Source organism: Capnocytophaga leadbetteri, from assembly GCF_003054025.1.
GTDB lineage: Bacteria > Bacteroidota > Bacteroidia > Flavobacteriales > Flavobacteriaceae > Capnocytophaga > Capnocytophaga leadbetteri.
The window spans coordinates 112,496-133,660 of the sequence record NZ_QBKG01000001.1; the positions used below are offsets into that span (position 1 = coordinate 112,496).

The 21,165-nt window shown below is 42.3% G+C and carries 17 protein-coding genes; 13 read left to right on the plus strand and 4 right to left on the minus strand.

Translation table 11 applies throughout. The features are described 5' to 3' along the window. Positions 1–3 precede the first annotated feature (3 nt). On the plus strand, positions 4–1,023 hold the full coding sequence (locus C8P65_RS00610) for an Acg family FMN-binding oxidoreductase (protein WP_107780456.1): 1,020 nt from the start codon (positions 4–6) through the stop codon (positions 1,021–1,023). Between the two features lie 37 nt (positions 1,024–1,060). Further along, positions 1,061–2,179 carry a glycosyltransferase family 4 protein gene (locus C8P65_RS00615; RefSeq protein WP_107780458.1) on the plus strand — a complete coding sequence of 373 codons (1,119 nt, stop codon included), beginning with the start codon at positions 1,061–1,063 and terminating at the stop codon, positions 2,177–2,179. Between the two features lie 45 nt (positions 2,180–2,224). Here the strand turns inward: C8P65_RS00615 and C8P65_RS00620 are convergent, their stop codons facing one another. Both C8P65_RS00620 and C8P65_RS00625 read right to left on the minus strand, forming a co-directional pair. Continuing rightward, complete coding sequence (locus tag C8P65_RS00620) at positions 2,225–3,046, minus strand: leucine-rich repeat domain-containing protein (protein ID WP_107780460.1); 822 nt, start codon at positions 3,044–3,046, stop codon at positions 2,225–2,227. Positions 3,047–3,222: 176 nt separating this feature from the next. After that, positions 3,223–4,968, minus strand: a complete 1,746-nt coding sequence (locus C8P65_RS00625) for a thiamine pyrophosphate-dependent enzyme (protein ID WP_107780462.1) — start codon at positions 4,966–4,968, stop codon at positions 3,223–3,225. Between the two features lie 430 nt (positions 4,969–5,398). On the opposite strand from C8P65_RS00625, the gene C8P65_RS00635 reads away from it, so the two are divergent. From C8P65_RS00635 to C8P65_RS00655, 5 genes are all read left to right on the plus strand, one after another. After that, positions 5,399–7,504, plus strand: a complete 2,106-nt coding sequence (locus tag C8P65_RS00635) for a glycoside hydrolase family 97 protein (protein WP_107780465.1) — start codon at positions 5,399–5,401, stop codon at positions 7,502–7,504. A gap of 159 nt (positions 7,505–7,663) precedes the next feature. After that, a complete protein-coding gene (locus C8P65_RS00640) occupies positions 7,664–10,591 on the plus strand; it encodes a SusC/RagA family TonB-linked outer membrane protein (RefSeq protein WP_107780466.1) in 2,928 nt (975 codons plus the stop codon). A gap of 11 nt (positions 10,592–10,602) precedes the next feature. Beyond that, a complete protein-coding gene (locus tag C8P65_RS00645; RefSeq protein ID WP_107780468.1) occupies positions 10,603–12,228 on the plus strand; it encodes a RagB/SusD family nutrient uptake outer membrane protein in 1,626 nt (541 codons plus the stop codon). A 12-nt stretch (positions 12,229–12,240) separates the two neighbouring features. Beyond that, positions 12,241–13,263: a SusE domain-containing protein gene (locus tag C8P65_RS00650; RefSeq protein WP_107780470.1), complete on the plus strand. Its 1,023-nt coding sequence runs from the start codon at positions 12,241–12,243 to the stop codon at positions 13,261–13,263. A gap of 65 nt (positions 13,264–13,328) precedes the next feature. Next, entirely contained in the window at positions 13,329–14,741 is a 1,413-nt protein-coding gene (locus C8P65_RS00655; RefSeq protein WP_107780472.1) for an alpha-amylase, read from the plus strand. Here C8P65_RS00655 and C8P65_RS00660 read toward each other — a convergent pair. Both C8P65_RS00660 and dinD read right to left on the minus strand, forming a co-directional pair. Further along, positions 14,714–15,079, minus strand: coding sequence for a DUF488 domain-containing protein (locus C8P65_RS00660; protein WP_107780474.1), 366 nt, complete (start codon positions 15,077–15,079; stop codon positions 14,714–14,716). The two genes, C8P65_RS00655 and C8P65_RS00660, sit on opposite strands and share 28 nt — an antisense overlap. Positions 15,080–15,110: 31 nt before the next feature. Continuing rightward, positions 15,111–15,935, minus strand: a complete 825-nt coding sequence (gene dinD, locus C8P65_RS00665) for a DNA damage-inducible protein D (protein WP_009390342.1) — start codon at positions 15,933–15,935, stop codon at positions 15,111–15,113. Between the two features lie 289 nt (positions 15,936–16,224). On the opposite strand from dinD, the gene C8P65_RS00670 reads away from it, so the two are divergent. The 6 genes from C8P65_RS00670 (at position 16,225) to C8P65_RS00695 (ending at position 21,161) form a co-directional block, all read left to right on the plus strand. Continuing rightward, the gene (locus C8P65_RS00670; protein ID WP_107781130.1) at positions 16,225–16,788 is read left to right on the plus strand and encodes a hypothetical protein; all 564 of its coding nucleotides are present in this window, start codon (positions 16,225–16,227) and stop codon (positions 16,786–16,788) included. Between the two features lie 107 nt (positions 16,789–16,895). Continuing rightward, the gene (locus tag C8P65_RS00675) at positions 16,896–17,984 is read left to right on the plus strand and encodes a WG repeat-containing protein (protein ID WP_107780476.1); all 1,089 of its coding nucleotides are present in this window, start codon (positions 16,896–16,898) and stop codon (positions 17,982–17,984) included. An 11-nt stretch (positions 17,985–17,995) separates the two neighbouring features. Continuing rightward, positions 17,996–18,430, plus strand: a complete 435-nt coding sequence (gene dut / locus C8P65_RS00680; protein ID WP_107780478.1) for a dUTP diphosphatase — start codon at positions 17,996–17,998, stop codon at positions 18,428–18,430. A 38-nt stretch (positions 18,431–18,468) separates the two neighbouring features. Continuing rightward, positions 18,469–19,095, plus strand: a complete 627-nt coding sequence (locus tag C8P65_RS00685) for a putative polyvalent protein kinase domain-containing protein (RefSeq protein ID WP_107780480.1) — start codon at positions 18,469–18,471, stop codon at positions 19,093–19,095. Between the two features lie 12 nt (positions 19,096–19,107). Continuing rightward, positions 19,108–19,887 carry a lipoprotein insertase outer membrane protein LolB1 gene (gene lolB1, locus C8P65_RS00690; RefSeq protein WP_107780482.1) on the plus strand — a complete coding sequence of 260 codons (780 nt, stop codon included), beginning with the start codon at positions 19,108–19,110 and terminating at the stop codon, positions 19,885–19,887. After that, a complete protein-coding gene (locus C8P65_RS00695; RefSeq protein WP_107780484.1) occupies positions 19,887–21,161 on the plus strand; it encodes a murein hydrolase activator EnvC family protein in 1,275 nt (424 codons plus the stop codon). Before lolB1 ends, C8P65_RS00695 begins: the two co-directional genes overlap by 1 nt. The last annotated feature ends 4 nt before the right edge of the window (positions 21,162–21,165 follow it).

The window sequence follows — 21,165 nt, forward strand, 5'->3', positions numbered from 1 at the left end:
AAAATGAACTTAAAAATGTTACCAATTACTTTTATTATGGCACTTACTGCCTTTAAAGCTAATGCTCAAACAGCCGATTTTTTAACACTTATTACCGCTGCAACTCAAGCGCCTTCAGGACATAACTCTCAGCCTTGGTGGTTTGAGACCTCTGAGCATAGCATCGTTATCAAACCTAATTTCGAGAAAGCCCTCCCTGCTGTTGATAGTCAGCACAGAGAACTTTTTATCAGCTTGGGTTGCGCTCTCGAAAACCTTTGCCTCAAAGCCACTCAGCTGCATTATCAAACAGAGGTAAGCATTAGCGACGAAGGTGTTATTACCGTCGGGCTACAGCAATCGGCTACTGTTACGCCTAACCCTTTAGCTGAGGTTATCGCAAAACGTCAAACTAACCGCTCTGAATATGACCATAAGCGCATAGACCCTGCGCTACTGCAAAGCCTTGTCGATAAGACAGAGGCAACCGGCATTTTTACCTTTGCTAATGGCTCTCCGCTCTTCGAGCAACTCACTCAAACGGTCTTGCAAGGCAATACCGCTCAAATGTCAGACCCTGCTTTTAAAAACGAACTCCTCTCGTGGATTCGCTTCAACAAAAAACATTCTGAAAGCACTAATGACGGACTTAGTTATGCTGTACTCGGCGCCCCTAACTTGCCTCGCTGGGTAACCGAGCCTATCGTAAAAGGCAGTCTGAATGCCAAGACGCAAAACAAAACTGACCTTAAGAAGATATTGTCATCATCTGATATGGTGCTTATCACTACTGAGCAAAACGACGTACATACGTGGATACAAACCGGTCGTACTCTCGAGCGCTTTTTGCTCTTGCTTACCGAGGCAGGCATAGCCCACGCTTACCTCAATCAGCCGTGCGAAGTGCTTGAGGTAAACACCTCTCTTCGCGAAAAACTGTCTATGAGCACTCTTTATCCTCAAATCCTTTTGCGCATTGGTTATGCTAAACCTGTAGCCTATTCTAAGAGAAAAGACATCAAAGAAGTAATTATTAACAATTAATTCGTACTTTTGCCCTTAGTATTATAAAATTACAGCGATGAATATAGCTTTTGATGCCAAACGCGCTTTTCATAACACGCGTGGTCTCGGCAATTACAGCCGAGACCTTATCCGTATTCTACAAGAACATAAGGTTGGGAAGCTCTTCCTTTTTAACCCCAAACCTGCCAAAACGCAGCGCCTTACCCTCGATGCCCAAACTACCGAGATTACCCCACAATCTTTCTTCTGGAAAAAGCTCAAAAGCCTGTGGCGTAGCGTAAAAATAACAGATATAGCTAGGCAGCTGCCTATTGATATTTATCACGGACTTTCAGGCGAGATACCCCGCAATATCTACAAGCACGTGCCTACGGTGGTTACTATTCACGACCTTATTTTTATGCGTTATCCTCAGTTGTATTCCTATTTTGATAGGAAGATACATTACCGAAAATTCTTCTACGCAGCCCAGCACGCGCAGCATATTATTGCTATTAGCGAGCAGACCAAGCGCGATATTATCGATTATCTGAAAGTGCCTGAGAGCAAGATAACAGTAGTGTATCAGGGCTGTCATCAGGCGTTTAAACAGGAGTATACCGAAGCTGAAAAAGCCGCCGTACGCGCCAAATATGCTCTGCCAGCGCGCTTTGTGCTGAATGTAGGAGCGATAGAGCCTCGCAAGAATGCCCTCGAAATAGTAAAAGCTATAGCCCCGCTGCCGGACTTGTCGCTGGTGTTAGTAGGAGCACAAACCGCTTATTATCAGCAGATAGTAGCCTATTGCGAAGCGCATAACTTATCCCACCGCGTGTTAGCTCTCAAAGGGGTATCGATGCAAGAGCTAGCGATGATTTACCAGCAAGCTGAGGTCTTTTGTTACCCTTCGGTATTCGAGGGCTTTGGTATCCCTATTATTGAGGCGCTTTTCTCACGAGTGCCGGTTATTACTTCTGAGGGCAGTTGTTTTGCTGAAGCCGGAGGCGCGCATTCGTGTTATATCCGTTTAGATAACGCTGCCGACGAGATACGCGAGGCGATAGTACGCATTAGTAGCGACCGCCTTTTGCGTGAAGAGATGATTGAGAAAGGCTATGCCCACGCGCAGCGTTTCACTGACGAAGCCGTATATCAGCAGCTAATGGCAGTATATAAAAAAATCGAACAGCTATAAACTGTTCGATTTTTTTATGTTTTAAACTTTTTGAGGACTACCCGTTTATGGTTTAGGGTGTATTTTAGCAGCGTAAGTACTCCATTTAGCGTCTCTTTTATAATCACTTACTGATATAGCAGGTACATAGATATTAGGTATTTGGCCTGCACTCAAGCCAAAGAAGATATCGCCAGTTAAAGTAGGAGGGTTGAGCGCATCAATCGTAATGCTTTGCAATGCGCTACAGTATCCGAAAACAAGGTCATCAATCTTTTCTACAGAAGCAGGTAAGAATACTTTAGTAAGAACTTTACAGTTAGCAAAAGCTGCTTCGCCTATTTGCTTAACTCCTGAGCCTCTTAAGTCTACCTGTGTAAGAGCCTGACAAGAGTGAAAAGCACCATTACTTATAATCCCTACTTTTCCAAAAGTTACTTCTTTTAGATGGTAGCAATGAGAAAACATACTGCTAGAAATTTCGGTAGTATAAGGCAATTGTACAGATTCTATCTCTGAGAAATAGAAAGCTCCTTTGCCAAAAACTACATTAGAGGCAGTGTTAAACTTTACACCTCCTGTAAGTTTTGCACCTGCAAAAGCCTCATAGCCTATTTCTTTCAAACTATTGGGGAATACGATAGAAGTAAGATTCGAACCTTTGAAGGCTTCAATTCCTATAGTGTTTACTCTTTGCAGCTTGCTGTCAGCTTGCATATCAAGAGTAGTAGTGCTGCTGTTTGTCCATTTCACTAAAGTAAGTCCATCACTATTCAACTGATAATCGCTGGCAGGCACATCGTTTTTATGGTCATTGTCATCGCTTTTACTACAACTTGCAAAAGCCAAAACAGCTAAAGAAGCTGCTAAAAAAATGCTTTTTTTCATATTGATTTATTTTTTTGAATTAATATTTGCGACAAAAATACAGCTTATTTCTTATTCAATAAGTTAAACAAAAGTTAAATTTGTATCTCAATTCAATGTACAAAGGTGCGGGCTATTCATAAAAAAATCGAACAGCTATAAACTGTTCGATTTTTTTATGTTTTAATCAGCTGGGATTAAAAAATGTCTTTGATGTGCTTCATACTATTAGCAATACTGTCTTTAGCTTCAGCAAAATCACCTTGACCTATTTTCTTGATGATGTTGGTGGCAAAGCCTTTCATCTGTTCAAAAGTGATGTGCGGAGGCATCGCTAAGGTATCGCGATTGGTATAAATATTCACCAAAGTAGGACCATCGTGCTCAAAAGCCGCTTTTACAGTAGCCTCGAGGTCTTCAGTTTTGGTCACTTCATAGCCTTTGATGTTCATCAGCTCGGCAAGTTTATCGAAAGGAGGGTTTACCATATTGGTTTGCCAATCGAGGTAGCCCGATACTTCCATCTCTAACTTCACCATTGCAAGCGAACGGTTGTTAAACACGAATATTTTCACCGGATACTGATACTGCATTAGGGTAGCCAAGTCGCCTAAGAGCATAGAAAGACCACCGTCACCACACATTGCTACCACTTGTCTGCCTTTAGCCGAGGCAGCAGCCCCGATAGCCATCGGTAAGGCGTTTGCCATAGAACCGTGGTTGAACGAACCGGTTAGGTAGCGCTTGCCTGTCCCTTTGATAAAGCGTGCCGCCCATACCACATTCATACCCGTATCAACGGTGAAAATAGCATCGTTGGCAGCGTATTTATCCAAAAGCTTAGCAGCGTATTCAGGGTCTATTTGTTTCTCTTCGGTTTTCTTTTGGGTGTAATCGTCTAATGATTTTTCAAGATCTAAATATTCTTTGTGAATATCTTTTAAGAATCCGTCATCGGTGCGTGTGCTTAGCTTAGGCAAAATGGCAGTGATGCTGTCTTTTATATCGCCTGCGAAGCCGTAATCTACTTTGGCACGGCGACCGATAATATCGGGGCGTTCGTCTATTTGTATGATAGTGCTTTTCTTAGGCAGGAACTCAGCGTAAGGGAAGTCGGTGCCCAACATTACTAGCACATCGGCTTTAGCACAAGCGTCATAGCCTGAACTGTGTCCAAGTAGGCCGTTCATACCTGCAATATAAGGACTGTCGGTGCGGTCGAAGAATATTTTGCCGCGGAAAGAGGCTACTATAGGAGCTTTAAGGGTTTCGGCAAGCTGCTCTACTTCTTTCACCGCGTGCTGACAACCGTGTCCGCAATAAAGGGCAATCTTCTTGTTTTTGCTATCGTTAAGCACAGCCGCAAGTTTGTCGAGCTCTTCGTCAGAGGGGCGAACTACCGGTTTAGCCAAGAACGTTTGGGTAGCCGTAGGCACCTCTTCAAGGTCAGCCCCTGCTACATCACCAGGGAGCCCCAATACCGCCACGCCTTTCTCGTTAATAGCGGTTTGAATGGCGCGTTGCATCATCGTAGTGAACTGCTTAGGGGTGTTGGCTACGTATACGTATTTGCTACAGTCTTGAAAAAGCAAGAAAGGATTGGTTTCTTGAAACCAGTGGGTACCGAATTTATGGGTAGCGCAGGTGCTGGCGATAGCAATCACAGGGTTGCCAGCGCGGTTAGCGTCGTAGAGGCCGTTGATAAGATGTACGTGTCCGGGACCTGAACTACCCATACAGCAACCGATGCCGTTGAGTTCGGCGTCCATAGAAGCCGCGTAAGCTGCTGATTCTTCGTGGCGTACGTGTATCCATTCTAAACGCCCATCGCGGCGAATAGCGTCATTTACGGGGTTTAGGCTGTCGCCTGTTATGGCGTATACGCGTTTTACGCCTGCTTGTACTAACATTTCGACCAATTGGTCAGATACATTTTTGCTCATATTTTTTATTTTGTTTGTCTTCAGTTCTGAAGAAATTCTATGCAAAAGTAGTAAATAAATATCAATTGACAAGAGATAATACTATCTTTCTATAGAAAATTTTTCTGCCTATACTTACCCTATACAAACGATATACAAACAATATAGGAAGAGCGAACGAAAGTCGGCGAGCTGGCGCAGCCGAGTATGTGACGAAGAATTACCCAAGTATAAACGTCTAATGGCAAGTCTGAAAATAGAATGCTTTTCTGTTTTCTCCCCTACTAACCACTAGCGCCTAATGTCTAAATCCTTGATAATCTGAATTGTTAATAACTTTGTCTTAAAAAAAAACTTAAGAAAAATTTGCAGGTTACGAGAATATTCGTAACTTTGAGCCCTTTTGCAATCATTTTGCGACTTTTTTGAAACGAATAAATAATTAAAAGAAATGAGAAAGATAATTTTGTTAATGAGCATTTTGGCTATGCATTGGGCAGCGGCACAACAGCAAACGTCTCCCGATGGCAATGTAGTACTCTCATTTTCATTGAAAGCTGACGGTACGCCTACCTATAAGATGACGTACAAAGGCAAACCAGTGATTAATGAAAGTACCTTAGGGTTTACTCTTAAAAAAGAGGAACCGCTAACGAACCACTTCAAAGTAGTAAGCGATAGCAAATCTACTTTTAAAGAAACTTGGAAACCTGTATGGGGCGAAGAAAAAGAAATCCTCAACCATTACAATGAGTTGCTCGTACAACTAAAACAAGATAAGACTAACCGCCTGATGAATATCCGCTTCCGCGTGTATAATGAGGGGGTAGGTTTCCGCTATGAGTTCCCTACTCAGAAAGAACTCACTTATTTTGTGATAGCTGAAGAGAATACCCAATTCGCAATGACAGGCGACCATACCGCTTGGTGGATACCTGGCGACTACGACACCCAAGAGTATGACTATAACGAGAGCAAACTCTCTGAAATTCGCGGACTTATGAAGCAGTCGATGACCGATAATGTGTCGCAATACGTTTTCTCGCCTACTGGCGTACAGACTGCCCTAATGATGAAAACCAAAGACGGCTTGTACATCAATCTTCACGAAGCTGCTTTGGTAGATTATGCGCTGATGAACCTCAATTTAGACGACAAAAACTTCATCTTCCAATCGTGGCTAACTCCCGATGCTAAAGGCGATAAGGGTTACCTCTATACCCCTACTAAAACCCCTTGGCGTACCGTAATGGTGAGCGATGATGCGCGCAATATATTAGCTTCACGCCTTATCCTCAACCTCAATGACCCTTGCGCTCTTGCTGATACTTCGTGGATTAAACCTGTAAAATACATAGGCGTTTGGTGGGAGATGATTACCGGCAAAAGTTCTTGGGCATATACTGACGACCTGCCCACTATCAAACTCGATGAGGTAGATTATACTAAGGTGAAACCTAACGGCACTCACGCTGCTAATAACGATAAGGTGCGCCACTATATAGACTTTGCAGCGAAACACGGCTTCGACCAAGTGCTTGTAGAAGGCTGGAACGTAGGTTGGGAAGACTGGTTCGGTCATCGCAAGGATTATGTGTTCGACTTCGTAACCCCTTATCCTGACTTCGATATTAAAGCGCTTAATGATTACGCTCACGCTAAAGGTGTAAAACTGATGATGCACCACGAAACTTCAGGTTCTACACGCAACTATGAGCGCCATATGAAAGCCGCTTACGAGTTGATGAACAAATACGGCTATAACTCTGTGAAGAGTGGTTATGTGGGCGACATACTTCCTATAGGCGAGCACCACTACAGCCAAGCTACTATCAACCACTACCTATATGCTATAAAAGAAGCTGCTAAGCACAAAATAATGGTTAATGCGCACGAAGCAGTACGCCCTACCGGTCTGTGCCGTACTTATCCTAACCTAATAGGCAATGAGTCAGCGCGCGGTACTGAGTACGAGGCTTTTGGTGGCAACAAACCTTTCCACACTACTATTTTGCCTTTCACCCGCCTACAAGGAGGGCCTATGGACTATACCCCTGGTATCTTCGAAACCGAGGTGAAGAACGTAAATCCTAATAACACCAGTCAGGTGCGCAGTACGTTGGCTAAACAATTAGCGTTGTATGTTACTATGTACAGTCCGCTACAAATGGCAGCTGACCTACCAGAGAACTATGAAAGATTTGCTGATGCTTTCCAATTCATCAAAGATGTACCCGTAGATTGGCAAGAGAGCGTATATCTTGAGGCAGAACCAGGACGTTATATCACCGTAGCGCGCAAAGACAAACACAGCGACAATTGGTACGTAGGTAATACTTCTAACGAAAACGGACATACCTCAGAGCTCTTGCTTAACTTCTTAGACAAGAACAAGAAGTATGAAGCGACCATCTATGCCGATGCTAAGAATGCAGATTGGCAAACCAACCCTAAAGCTTACACTATTACCAAACAAAAAGTAAATGCTAAAACCAAGCTGAAACTTACAGCAGCTAAAGGTGGTGGCTACGCTATCAGCATTAAAGAAATTAAATAATCCCCTCCCTAGCCCTCCCCCAAGGGGAGGGAAAGGTTCGGGAAGTATATAATTAAATTCCTCCGTTTTTTTGAAAAGGGAAAATCTTTTTGGATTGACCCCTCTCCTTGGGAGAGGGGAACAGGGAGAGGAATTTTCAAATTTTCAAATTTTATTTGTATGAAAGTAAAAATGAACAAACTACTTTATGCAGTAGTATTTTTCTTGTGTGTGAGCTTTGGCTACGCACAGCAAATCACTGTGAAAGGAACAGTGAAAGACAACACAGGCTTACCTATACCAGGGGCTAGTGTGCTTGTGAAAGGTACCTCGCACGGGGCAGCTGCCGATTTTGACGGTAATTTTGAACTTACTGCCAATAAAGGCGCTGTACTTGTAGTCTCTACCGTTGGGTACAAAACACAAGAAGTAACCGTAAAAGGCGCTACCCTCAATGTAGTACTTCAAGAAGATGTACAACAATTGGGCGATGTGGTAGTTATCGGTTATGGGGTAGTGAAGAAAAAAGACCTCACCGGTTCGGTAAACTTAGTAACCGATAAAGAGTTTAACAAAGCACCTGCTGTCAATGCCGACCAACTTATTCAGGGTAAAATAGCAGGGGTACAAATGACCTCATCAGGTGGTGCACCAGGCGAAGGACAAACTATCCGCGTGCGTGGTAACGGCTCTTTGTCATTGACATCAAACCCTCTTATAGTAGTAGATGGCGTGCCAATGAACGATGGAGGCGTAGGCGGTTCTCGTAGTATCTTCAACTCTATCAACCCAGAAGATATTGAGAGTATGAGCGTGCTTAAAGACGCTTCTTCAACTGCTATCTACGGTTCGCGCGCTGCCAATGGGGTAATTATGATTACTACCAAAAAAGGAAAAGCTAACCAAGATATGAAGATTAGCTTCAACACTAGTATCGCTATTCAAGATACTAATAAGTATGTAGATGTAATGAGTGCAGAGCAATTCCGCCAAACCGTAAAAGGGCTTAATAACCCTGCTGCCGAAGCACTCTTAGGCAATGCCGATACTAACTGGCAAAAAGAAATTTACCAAGTAGCCCCAATGAGCAACAGTACTTTGGTGCTTTCAGGAGCTTATAAAACGCTTCCTTATCGTGTGTCTGTAGGGCACTCTTATGCTGATGGTATCTTGCGTACTGATAACTTCAAACGTACTAATGCTAAAATTAGTTTAAACCCTACTTTCTTTGATAGAGCTTTGAAGTTAGAATTAAACGCTAATGGTACTTATATGCAAAACCGTTTTGCTGATAAGGGGGCTATAGGTACAGCAGTAGGCTACGACCCTACCCAATCAGTATTCGGAGGGCCTGCTAAGTATGGCAACTATCACACTTGGGTAGACCCTAATAACGGCAACCGTTATAACTTAGCCCCTACTAACCCTAAAGCATTGCTTGACCTTACTGAAGATACTTCAAAAGTATACCGCTTTATAGGAAACGTAAAAGCCGACTATACTTTGCCTTTCTTTAAAGATATTACTGCCAGTGTGAACTTTGGTTTAGACTATAGCAAAGGTGAAGGCGATAAGATAACCGACCGCCATATGCCTACTGCTACTTCAGGCTTTGACGGAGCTAAAACTTCGTATACTAATAAGGCTATTAACAAACTCTTTGATGCCTACGTAAACTATATGAAAGAGATTAAAGAAACTCATAGTATAGGGCTAATGTTAGGGCATTCTTATCAATCATTCGAGTTTGACGATAATTCTACTGATTACTCTTACTTTATCAACCCAGGAGATAACAAAGAGGTGCCTAACATCAACAAGAGTAGAAACGTATTGATGTCTTTCTTTGGTCGTGCTAACTATAGCTACAAAGAGCGTTACCTCCTTACCGCTACCCTTCGTGCTGATGCTTCATCTAAGCTAAACCCAGACGACCGTTGGGGCTACTTCCCTTCAGTAGCGTTGGCTTGGAATGTTAGCAATGAAAAATTCTTAAAAGAAAACAAAACCCTTAACGAATTAAAATTGCGTTTGGGTTATGGTGAAGTAGGTAACGTAAATGGTTTGGGCGACTATCTTTTCCTTACTAACTACACTCGTAGCCAAGATGGAGCCTCTTACCAATTTGGCGATGCTTTCTATCAAACTTACCGCCCAGGGGTAACTAACAAAAAGCTACGTTGGGAAATTGGTAATACCCTTAACGCTGGTATCGACTTTGGTTTGTGGAACAACCTTATCACCGGTACCCTCGATGTATATCGCAAACAGACTAAAGACCTGATAGCCGAAACTACTATCGACCCTTTCACTAACTTCAAAAACCGTGTGAATGCTAACGTGGGCGATATGGAAAACAAAGGGGTAGAATTTGGTGTAACCGTTACTCCTATACGCGATACTGAAAAGAATATCCGTTGGAGCTTCAACTATAACATCGCTTATAACGATAACAAAATCACTCGTATGCCAGACGACCAGCCTACTGGTGGTATAGAAGGAGGTACTAACAACCGTGTACAACTACACCGTCAGGGCGAGACCCCTTATGCATTCTTCGTATACCAACAAGTATATGATGCACAAGGCAAACCAGTAGAAAATACTTTTGTTGATAGAAACGGCAATGGCAAAATAGATGAAGGCGACCGCTACTTGTACAAATCGCCATTTGCCCCTGTAACTATGGGCTTTGGTACAGACCTTAGCTATAAAAATTGGGATTTAAACATCACTACCCGTGCTAACATAGGCAACTATGTGTACAACAATACCCAATCGCGCTTAGACCAACGCTCTGAAATTACTTCTAATAGTGGTTTCTTGCGCAACATCAAAGCTAATAGTATTTTCCAACGCCATAATGACCAAGCGTGGAATAGTGATTACTATCTAGAAAACGCTTCGTTCTTCAAGTTAGACAACATCACTTTAGGTTATACTTTCCCTAAAACTGATAAAAGGTATATTCGCCTTTATGGTACTGTACAAAACGTTTGGACAATTACTAAATACAGTGGTTTAGACCCAGAAGTATTCGGCGGTATCGACAATAACTTTTATCCACGCCCACAAACCTATTTGGTAGGGTTGAATATTAACTTTTAATCGATAGAAATATGAACAAATATATCAAACATAGTATTTTAGGGCTTACAATGGCACTTTCGCTTAGTGCTTGTATGAAGGACTTAGACCAAGAGCCTATTGACCCTGATAGCTTTACTGAAAAAGACGTATTTAAAAACGCTACTGAAGCCAAAAGCGCTTTAGCTAAAATTTATGCCTCATTATCCCTTACTGGGCAAAAAGGTCCAGCAGGCGATGGCGATATAGCGGGTGCCGATGAGGGATCTACCGGATATACCCGCGTGCAGTTCTACCTACAGGTAGCTAGCACCGATGAGGCTATTATCCGTTGGAGTGATGCTGGTGTGCCTGATTTCCATAATATGAGTTGGACACCCTCTAACACTTTTACCAATGCTTATTACAACCGTTTAGGGCAACAGATAGCTTTTGCTAACTCGTTTATCGACAATGCACAAGCGTTGGCTTCAGACCCCGAAGTAGCTTATTACATAGCCGAAGCGCGCTTCATTCGTGCTTATGCCTATTATAACGTAATAGACGCTTATGGCAAGGCTCCTTTGATAACCTCATCAAAGGCTGATTTGAAGCCTACCCAAAACTCTCGTGCCGAACTCTTTAACTTCGTAGAAAGCGAACTAAAAGATTTAGAAACCAAGCTAAAAGCAGCTCGTGCTAATGAGTACGGACGTGTAGATGCAGTAGCGGCACAAGCACTACTTGCCCGCTTGTACCTCAATGCTAAAGTGTATATAGGAGTAGACAAATATACTGACTGTATCACTTATGCTAAAAAGGTAATCGCTTCTTCTTACCGTTTAAACACTACCGATGCTAATGGCAATGGTACTGCTTATGACGAGTTGTTCCTTGCGGATAACAACAAAAACGGAGCGCAAAACGAGTTTATATTCTTAGCCAGTTTTGATGGGCTTAACACTAAAACCTACGGAGGTACCGCTTTCATTATGCACGCCGCTACTGGTGGTAATATGAATGCTACTGCTTTAGGGCTTAATGGTGGTTGGGGTGGTATCACTGTTACCAAAGAATTTGTTAATAAGTTTGAAGCCTCTACTCGCAATGGTAATAATGAACCTACTGCTTGGAATGACAAACGCGCTATGTTCCACACTGACGGACAAACCTTTGAAAGTACTGATTACGTAAAAGACTTTACTAAAGGAGGTTATGCTGTTACTAAGTTTAAAAACATCACCTCTACGGGAGCAGCTGGTAAAGACCCTGCTAAAGATTTTCCTGATACAGACTTACCGCTTATCCGTTTAGCTGAAGTGTATCTTACTTATGCCGAAGCGGTACTACGTGGGGGTGCAGGAGGCGACAGAGCAACCGCTTTAGGTTATGTTAACGAATTGCGTACTCGTGGCTATGGTAGCACAGCGGGCAACATAGCCGATGCCGATCTTACCTTAGATTTCATCTTAGACGAGCGTGCTCGCGAACTCTATTGGGAAGGCTTGCGCCGTACCGACCTTATCCGTTATGGCAAGTTTACTAACGCTTCTTACCTTTGGTCTTTCAAAGGTGGAGCCGCTTCAGGGGTGGCAGTGCCCGACTATAGAAACTTGTATCCGATACCAAGCGATGCGCGTGCCGCCAATGAAAACCTTAGTCAGAATACAGGATATTAAAAAGAGAATACTATGAAAAATATACTTAAAACGGCAGCTATCTGTGCAAGTCTTGTATGGTTAGTAGGCTGCGAAAAAGACGAAGAAAAGGCGATAATGAACGCCAATGCACGAGTAGAATCAAACATATCGGCTTCTACTTTAGTGCTTGATAAAACCCAATCGAATACTACTGCCCTAACAGTCTCTTGGGAAACTAAGGATTTGGGCGTACAATTAGCTCCTGCCTATACGGTAGAACTAGAGAATATTGCCACTGGCAAAAACAAACCTCTTTCGGCTGAAAAATCACCTTTTACCCTTACGGTTAAAGAGCTGAATGAGTATTTGGTAGGCTTAGGGCTTAAAACCGGCGTAGCAACCGATGTAAGAGTGTTAGTAAGAGCTGCCCTCAGCGACCAACGCAGTCTTGTATCGACAAAAACCTTGAAAGTAACCCCTTACTTCGATGAAATCAAACCAAGCGAATGGGGTGTAGTAGGTAGTGCTACTCCTAATGGTTGGAATGGTCCTGATATCAAAATGTGGAACTCTACTGACGGCAATTTAGTAGCTTATGCTACTTTATCAGCTGGCGAAATAAAATTCAGAAAGAACAATGATTGGGGCGTAAACCTCGGAGGTTCTAACGGTATACTTTCGTCAGGAGGGTCTAATATAGCCGTAACAGCAGGTACTTACAAAATCACTATCAACGTAAGCAAAAACACTTATGCTATTGAAACCTATTCTTGGGGAATTATAGGTAGTGGTGCCAGAGGTTGGGGCGATAATGATGATGTAGCAATGACCTACGAAGGTAGTACTAACTCTTGGGTGGTGAAGAATATAGCCCTTGATGGCGAAATAAAATTCCGCTTAAATCACTCTTGGGGTACTAACTTTGGGGCAGATAGTACAGATAATCCGGCTGCTGCTCTTGAGGGAGATATAAAATCTGGTGGTAATAACATAAAAGTACCCGCTGGTACTTACAATGTGTCTTTCTCTTTTGATGCCAATAACAAAGGTACTTACAAAATAGAAAAATTATAATCTTATAAAGGCTGTCCAGATGTGTTCGGACAGCCTTTATTCTATCATTTAAATACGGCAAAAATATGAAATCATACATCTATTTATTAGCAGCCTGCACCTTGCTTAGCTGCAAAAAGGATAAGGGCGAAGATACTCCGCAACTGCAAAATGTAAATCCTATAGACCTTAGCACCATAGACAATGGCAACCGTGTAATGATGCAAACATTCTATTGGGATGTAACCCCATTAGGAGAGTGGTGGAATACGATTACCCCAAAAATTGCCGATTGGAAAGCCAATGGGGTAGACCGCCTTTGGCTGCCCGTAGCTACTAAAGGAGCTTCGGGGGGCTATTCTATGGGGTATGACCCTTCTGATTACTTTGATTTTGGCGAATACAACCAACACGGTTCGGTAAAGACACGCTTTGGTTCGCGTGCCGAGCTTGAAAATCTTATCAGCAAAGCGCACGAAAACGGCTTACAAGTGCTTGCCGATATTGTTATTAACCATTGTAATGGGGGAGGGGAAGAGGTAAACCCGTATAAAAACAACGAGAAAACCAATACGCTATTTGATAAAACACACGGTAATGCCTCAGAAAAGTTTAATCGCAATTACGAGCATTTTCACCCTAATGCTACTGAGGCAGCTGATGAAGGAGGCGATTTCTTTTTAGATCTTGCTCATAAAGTGCCTTACGTGCAAGATTGGTTGTGGAAGAAAGACGAGTCGGTAGCTAAGTATTATAAGAATACGATGAAGTTTGACGGCTGGCGTTTCGACTATGTGAAAGGCTTTGGTGCGTGGGTTATCAGAGATTGGATGAAAGAAGTAGGCGGATTTGCGGTAGGCGAGCTTTGGGATGGCAATGCAGAAACCCTCAAAAACTGGGTAGATGCTTCAGGCATTTCAGCTTTTGATTTTGCTTGTTATTATGCGATAGAACAGGCGTTAGACAGTCAGAAAGATATGCACAAACTGATGACCAGTCAGAATGCTATGTTGCGCACCTTACGTCCTGACAGAGCAGTGACTTTTGTAGGCAACCACGATGTAGATGGACGTAGCGATGTGTCGCCTACTAACACCATAGCACAAGATAAGAAGCTAATGGCGTATGCCTACATACTTACCCATAGTGGCTACCCTTGTATTTTCTACAGCGATTATGAGAATGCTGAGTTTAAGGCTAAAATACAGAAGTTGTTGCTCATTCACCGCAGTTTAGCGGCGGGTGAAGAGAAGTTTCATTTGGCGTCTAATACAGAGTATGTAGTGTCGCGTTTAGGCAAAGATAAGAGTCCGGGGCTTGTATTGTTCTTAAACAACAGCAATGCTCCAGCCCAGCGCACTATTACCACTCATTTTAAGGGTAAAACGCTGATAGACTACACCGGAAATACAGCCGAGCGTTTTGCTACAGATAGCAATGGCAAGATTACCCTAAAAGTACCCGCCAACAGCTATACCGTTTGGTCAGTAGGACAATAATTCTTAACGGCCTGCATAAGCACAGGCAGTGCACTTTTATCAATCACCTTGCTAGCGGTAAGCAGGGTGATTTTTTTGTGCTTTTTGAGTTCGCTGCAGAAAGGAGTAAAAGCCTCGTTATGGGCTAATTCTTCGGTGTAATCTTTTTTGAAAGCCTCGAAATTGCCGTCTTGGTGATAGCGTTGTCGCAAGGCAGTGCTGGGGGCTATCTCTTTAGCCCATAGGTCTAATGCTAAAGCCTCTTTTTTGATGCCACGAGGCCAAAGACGGTCTGCCAATACGCGAAAGCCGTCAGTGTCAGTTTGTGGGTCGTATACCCTTTTGAGAATGATAGTCATATTAGTCGTTAGTTGTTAGAAAGGGAGTGAATTAAATATTTTTTAGTAGTTTCTTTTCTTCTTTATTGAGTTTGCGCTGTACTTTCTTAATATCCTCTGCAGGAGGTAGTTGTTCTGGGGCTATGCCTCTATCAATAAGCATATTTCTTACAGCAGTATTGTTGTCTATATGTTCTTTCTGTATAGGCGACATTCCTTTTAAATCTTTTCCTACAACATTTACACTTGTCATTTCAGCAGCTAAATCTTTGGCTTTTATGCTTATAGTGGGTAGAAAATCGGCTACAGGACGGTTGTCAGGCGCTCCTATTTTGCGTTTGAGTTGTGCAGTGGTAAGGTTAAAAAGGGCTTGGTCGCCTTTGCTGCGAATAATTGCGAACCCTTTGTCGTCTACTCCACGCTCGTAGAGTATCCCTGAAAGTTGTTTTTCAGTTTGAGAGAGCTTTTCTCTTGCTCTTACGCGCTCATATTCTAAAAGGCGTTGTTCCACTATTTCAGCTTTGCGTGTTTGTACTGCAAAATAAGTTTGGGCAAAAGAGATTTCCTCTTTTCTATTATCACCATTTTGTGCAATTAAATAGCATGCATAACGAGTTAACAGGAGGTCATCTACTTGTTTTTCAGCACCTTTAGGCATCGGTATCGTTTTGCTGACGTCAGCAAAATGATAGGCTATATTCTCACCTACACTGCTGCACGATACTTTTGCTTTTTGAATGATAAGTTCAAAGTTACGCCATTGGGCATAGCCTAAAAGTGTTTGCAAATCTCTGGCACTCCAGCATTCAATGCCCTCTACTTCTTGAGCGGCTTCTTCAAATTTCTTGAAGAGCTCTTTTATTTCTTCTGCTTTCATTGGTTGAATAATTTAAAGGTTTTTATTTAATAGCAAAGGTACTACTTTTTTTTGAGATAAAGAACAATAAATAGCCTCTTTTTTCTGACAGTTCTGTAGTACACTGATACAAGGTTGTAACACGATGCGACAACTTTTTGCGGGGTTTTGTTTTTTGCCGCACCTTTGCAGCGTAAAACAAACGAGGGGTGCTCCTTAAAGATACTTATCACCAGAAAAAGTGCACGTTCTGTGCGGTATAGTGTTTCAAGGAGAAGCCCTCAAGTCTAACCTAAAAATTTATAAAAAAATGGCAAAAAGTAGAAACAACATCGTAACCGCAGGTTTGAGCGGAGGAATTGGCAATCAATTAGTATTCAAACAAGTAAATGGAGAAACCATAGTGGCTAAATATCCTAATCGCAAGGGGAGTAGCACACCTAAACAAATCGCTCTTAATAATAAGTTTGCTAAAGCGACTGTATATGCTAAAAACGCTTTGCAAAACGCAGCCCTCAAAAAAGTGTATGCTGACCAAGCGGCTAAACGCCCAGGGGTGAGTGCTTATGCAATGGCTGTAGCCGACTATTTGAAAGCCCCTATAATCGACCATATCGATACTTCAGCTTATACTGGGGTTAGTAGTGGCGAGAAGATAAGTATAGAGGTAGCCGATGCTTCGAAAGTGATGACGGTAAAGGTGAAGATAGTCGCTGCTAACGGCTCGGCTGTAGAAGAGGGTAGCGCTACCCTTAGCGAAGGCAAATGGGTGTATACCACTACCGCTATCAATGCAGCGCTTAGTGGCAGTAAGGTGCTCATAACCGCTACCGACCGCCCTGGCAACGTAACCACTAAAGAGGTAACCCTCTAAAATTAACTAATAAGTCGATTTGTCAGTTAGCTAATTTGCTAATTGACAAATTTGCTAATTGCTAATTATTTTGTACTTTTGCGCCCAATAATAAAAAAGAATTTACTATGGATACCGCACAAGAAATGTGGCGAAATAACTACGAAGAGTCAGCTATGTTTACCTCTGACGATTTGGCAGCAGCCAAACGTAATGGCAAATGGGGTTTTGTAAACCGTAATGGGAAAGAGATTTGTCCGTTTAAGTACGACAAAGTGCTTCCTTTTTTGCTGGGGTCGGCGCTTGTGAAGGTAGGTAACTATTGGGGAGTGATAGATGTTGATGGAAAGGAATTAGTGCCTACGTACTACGATCAGGTGTTTTACTTCTCGAATCACTTGGCTAAAGTGGTAAAAAACGGCAAATCAGGATTCGTAAATAAAAAAGGAGAAGTGGTAATTCCGCTTATTTATGACGATGCGCACCCTTTTATGAAGACGATTACTTCAGCTAAAAGAGACGGCAAAGCAGGTTATATAAACATACGAGGCAAGGAGGTAATTCCTTTTGAATACGAAGAGTCTATGCCTTTTTTTGAAACACTTGGCGCGGTGAAAAAAGACGGCAAGTGGGGCTTTATCACTACTAAAAACGAATGGGCTATAGAGCCTATGTACGATGAGGTGGAGAGCTTTTTGCAAGGAACGGCTAAGGCAATGACCAAAGACTGCTGGGGACTTATAAACGAGAAAAACGAATGGCTTATTCGCCCAGAGTACGAAGATTTAGCGCGCTTTAGCGGGGGTTATGCTGCTGTGATGCGCAATGAGTTATGGGGGTATGTAAATACAGACAATCAGTTGCTTTGTGAGTTGCAATACGATGAAGCTATGGACTTTACCGAAGGTTTTGCAGCCGTGAGCAAGGACGGCAAATGGACGTTTATCAATACAGAAGCCAAAGAAATCGCAACACCTGCTTATGATGAAGTGAGGAGTTTCTGTCACGAGCGTGCTGCTGTATGTCTTGACGGATTATGGGGCTTTATTGATACCAAAGGGAACCAAATCTTAGCACCTTGTTTTGATGAAATTACTGATTTTGAAGAAGGAAAAATTGCCTTTGGAATATTAGATGAGGAAATGTATGTGGTATTGCTAGACGGTAAGGTAATGACTACAGAAGAGTTTAAACAATTCACAACTAATAAAATGTAGTAAAGAAAAAGATGAAAGTAAAAATAAAGAACACATCGGCTAACGAGCTGCCGGCCTATCAGACCGCAGGGGCTGCAGGGGTAGACCTAAGGGCAAATCTGCCTGAGGGGGTTATCCGATTGGCTCCTTTGAAGCGTACGTTAGTGCCTACAGGCTTGTATTTAGAAATACCTGATGGTTATGAGGCGCAGGTGCGTCCGCGCAGTGGATTGGCTATTAAGCACGGTATCACGGTTATCAATGCACCAGGTACTATAGACTGCGATTACAGGGGCGAGGTAAAGGTGCCTATCGTCAATCTCTCTAACGAAACTTTTGAGATAGCACACGGCGATAGGATAGCACAAATGGTCTTTGCCCGATATGAACAAGCCTCTTTTGAAGAAGTAAGCGTACTGAGCGAAACTGAGAGAGGAGCAGGAGGTTTTGGCAGTACTGGCAATTAGTAAATTAGTTGATTTGTTAATGAGAAATTACTAAATTGATGAAGTATGAATTGCAAGATATCATTTGCGGAACGGGCAAAGTTAGCTATGGAGATACTATCAAAGCAGCCGCCAGTTACCTTAGAGGAAGCCAAAGCGCAAGCCGAATGGCTCAAAAGGACAAGCCGCACAAAAGAGAAGAAACAGAGAGACTCTGTAAATGGATAGAGGCTGAAAAACTTTGGTATCCTAAGATTGACTTATCTTTATTTGTATCGGAAGGAGCAGAGCAGAAAGTATATCTCAACGGAGAAAAAGAAGTGCTAAAACTTAGCGATAGTATTTATTACGCTTCATGGTTAGACTACTTTTACAATTTGTTGCTGCATAATTACTTTTTTCCAGATACGGCTTATCAGCTAAAAGGTTTTTACAGAGATAATGGCACACTATATGCAGTAGTCAGACAAGACTATATTAAGGCTGACGCTCCTACTTCATTAGAGAATGTAAGAGCATTTATGGAGATGAATGGTTTTGAGTGCATTAGGAATAATGATTATCGAAATCCTCAGTTAGGCATTATCTTAGAAGATCTTCACGATGAAAATGTACTTACTCGCGATGGGTCTCTATTTTTTATAGATACTGTTTTTTATATAGAAGATTCTTTTTGGAATAAGTAAATTAGCAAATAAATGAAGAAACTACTTATAATATTTACGCTTTTATTTTTCGCCGTAGGTTGTAAGACAAAGCGGGCGGTAGTGGGTACTACTGGTAAGGTTACTGCCGAAAAGCAAGTGCAAGAAATATGGCAACATCACTTGGCATCGTTTCCTGCGTTTAAGACCCTTGTGGGGAGTGTGCAGGTATCTTACAATGATGGAAAAAACAGTCAGTCGTTACCATTGTCATTTCGTATGGAAAAAGACAAGGCTATATGGTTGTCTGCTCCGCTGGGTATAGCTAAAGTGCTTATTACCCCAGAGAAAGCCGCATTTTTCAATCGTTTAGATAGCACTTACTTCAACGGTGATTTTAGCTATATCAGCAGGCTGTTGGGAATAGAAGTAGATTTTGATGCCTTGCAGAATTTGCTGTTAGGCAATGCTTTATATGCCTCTTATTTTGAGAAAGAAAAAGTAGTAAGGCTATTGCCAGAGGAGAATAACCGCTACAATCTGCAAATCATTGATGAGTCGCCTATAGAGGTAATCTATCGTTTTCTGCCTGATACGTATAGGGTAGGGAGTACAGAAGTACTAGAACCTGTTAAGCAGCAAAAGGCAGTGGCTACTTATGAGTATCAACAGGTGGGGGAGGTTTTGCTGCCTCATACGCTGAAAATCGTAGCTACAGAGGGGGCTAATCAGACAGAGATAAGCATAGAATTTAAGGGAATAGAACTCGATAAAAGCATTAACTTTCCGTTTAAAATACCAGAAGGATTTAAAGAGATAACAATTAACAAGTGATGAAGTTTATTTTTAAACTCATATTACTATTTTTGTTCGTACCCTTATTGGGTATAGGGCAAACAAAGCAAAAGGACTTGGAACAGCGCAAGAAGGCACTACTTGAGCAAATCAAGCAGATGTCGGCATTGCGACAACAACAAAGTCAGCAACGGAAGAGTACAATTCAGCAGATAGAAGAAGCGAATGAGAAAATACTTATCCGCACTCGGCTGATACAAATCAATCAGCAGCAAGCAAATCTTCTGTCAAAAGAAATAGCAGATAATGAAGACCAATTGCGCAATCTGAAGAAAGAGCTTATTTATCATAAAGACGAATACGCTAAAATCATTGTACAGTCATACAGGAGCAAGTCAGCACAAAATCGATTACTTTTTTTATTGTCGTCAGAGAGTTTTTCGCAGGCTTACAAGCGACTGTCGTATATGAAGCAGTACGCTAATTACCGTAAGGAGCAGGTGGGCTTTATACAAGCTAAAACTGACAAGATAAAGAGTCTGAATGATATATTAGTGGCACAGCGCAATGAGAAGAACCAAGTGCTTGATGAGCAGCGACGAGAGCAAGCTACCCTACAGCAAGAGAAGAGAGAGTTAGAGCAATTGGCAGCAAGCATACGCGAGGTGGAGCGCAGTTATGAGAGTCAGATACGCGAAAAACAAAAGCAAGCTAATGCTATAGACCGAGAAATACAGCGACTTATACGGTTAGCTATTATCGAGGCTAATAGGCGAGAACAGAAGAACAACGCTAGTGGAGTGAATGCTACAGGTAGCGGTATGGTTACAACTACCCCTCCGTCGGCTGATAATACTGCTGAAGTAACTTTTGTGCTTACTCCTGAATCGAGGAAGGTAGCCGATAGTTTTGAGGCTAATAAGGGCAACCTTATATGGCCTGTAGCAAAAGGGTATAAAGCACAAGGCTTTGGGGTGTATTACGACCCCGTGTATCCTGAGTTGCAACACTATAACAATGGTGTGACAATAGCTACTGAAAAGGGAGCTGAAGCACGCTGTGTGTTTGAAGGAGAGGTGTCGGCTATACAGTCGATACCAGGTAGTAATAAAGTAGTGCAAGTGCGCCACGGCAACTACATTACTATTTATTATAACTTGATAGATGTATATGTGCGAAAAGGAGATAAGGTAAAAGCTAAAGACCCGCTTGGCAAAATCTTCACCAATGCGAACGGGAAGACCGAAATGAAGTTCTTCTTATACAAAAATACCACCCGTCTGAATCCAGAGTTTTGGATACACAAAATGTAGATTA

Coding starts and splice junctions, on each gene's coding strand:
- C8P65_RS00610 (WP_107780456.1), top strand. CDS start 4: ATGAACTTAAAAATGTTACCAATTACTTTTATTATGGCACTTACTGCC.
- C8P65_RS00615 (WP_107780458.1), top strand. CDS start 1,061: ATGAATATAGCTTTTGATGCCAAACGCGCTTTTCATAACACGCGTGGT.
- C8P65_RS00620 (WP_107780460.1), bottom strand. CDS start 3,046: ATGAAAAAAAGCATTTTTTTAGCAGCTTCTTTAGCTGTTTTGGCTTTT.
- C8P65_RS00625 (WP_107780462.1), bottom strand. CDS start 4,968: ATGAGCAAAAATGTATCTGACCAATTGGTCGAAATGTTAGTACAAGCA.
- C8P65_RS00635 (WP_107780465.1), top strand. CDS start 5,399: ATGAGAAAGATAATTTTGTTAATGAGCATTTTGGCTATGCATTGGGCA.
- C8P65_RS00640 (WP_107780466.1), top strand. CDS start 7,664: ATGAAAGTAAAAATGAACAAACTACTTTATGCAGTAGTATTTTTCTTG.
- C8P65_RS00645 (WP_107780468.1), top strand. CDS start 10,603: ATGAACAAATATATCAAACATAGTATTTTAGGGCTTACAATGGCACTT.
- C8P65_RS00650 (WP_107780470.1), top strand. CDS start 12,241: ATGAAAAATATACTTAAAACGGCAGCTATCTGTGCAAGTCTTGTATGG.
- C8P65_RS00655 (WP_107780472.1), top strand. CDS start 13,329: ATGAAATCATACATCTATTTATTAGCAGCCTGCACCTTGCTTAGCTGC.
- C8P65_RS00660 (WP_107780474.1), bottom strand. CDS start 15,079: ATGACTATCATTCTCAAAAGGGTATACGACCCACAAACTGACACTGAC.
- dinD (WP_009390342.1), bottom strand. CDS start 15,935: ATGAAAGCAGAAGAAATAAAAGAGCTCTTCAAGAAATTTGAAGAAGCC.
- C8P65_RS00670 (WP_107781130.1), top strand. CDS start 16,225: ATGGCAAAAAGTAGAAACAACATCGTAACCGCAGGTTTGAGCGGAGGA.
- C8P65_RS00675 (WP_107780476.1), top strand. CDS start 16,896: ATGGATACCGCACAAGAAATGTGGCGAAATAACTACGAAGAGTCAGCT.
- dut (WP_107780478.1), top strand. CDS start 17,996: ATGAAAGTAAAAATAAAGAACACATCGGCTAACGAGCTGCCGGCCTAT.
- C8P65_RS00685 (WP_107780480.1), top strand. CDS start 18,469: ATGAAGTATGAATTGCAAGATATCATTTGCGGAACGGGCAAAGTTAGC.
- lolB1 (WP_107780482.1), top strand. CDS start 19,108: ATGAAGAAACTACTTATAATATTTACGCTTTTATTTTTCGCCGTAGGT.
- C8P65_RS00695 (WP_107780484.1), top strand. CDS start 19,887: ATGAAGTTTATTTTTAAACTCATATTACTATTTTTGTTCGTACCCTTA.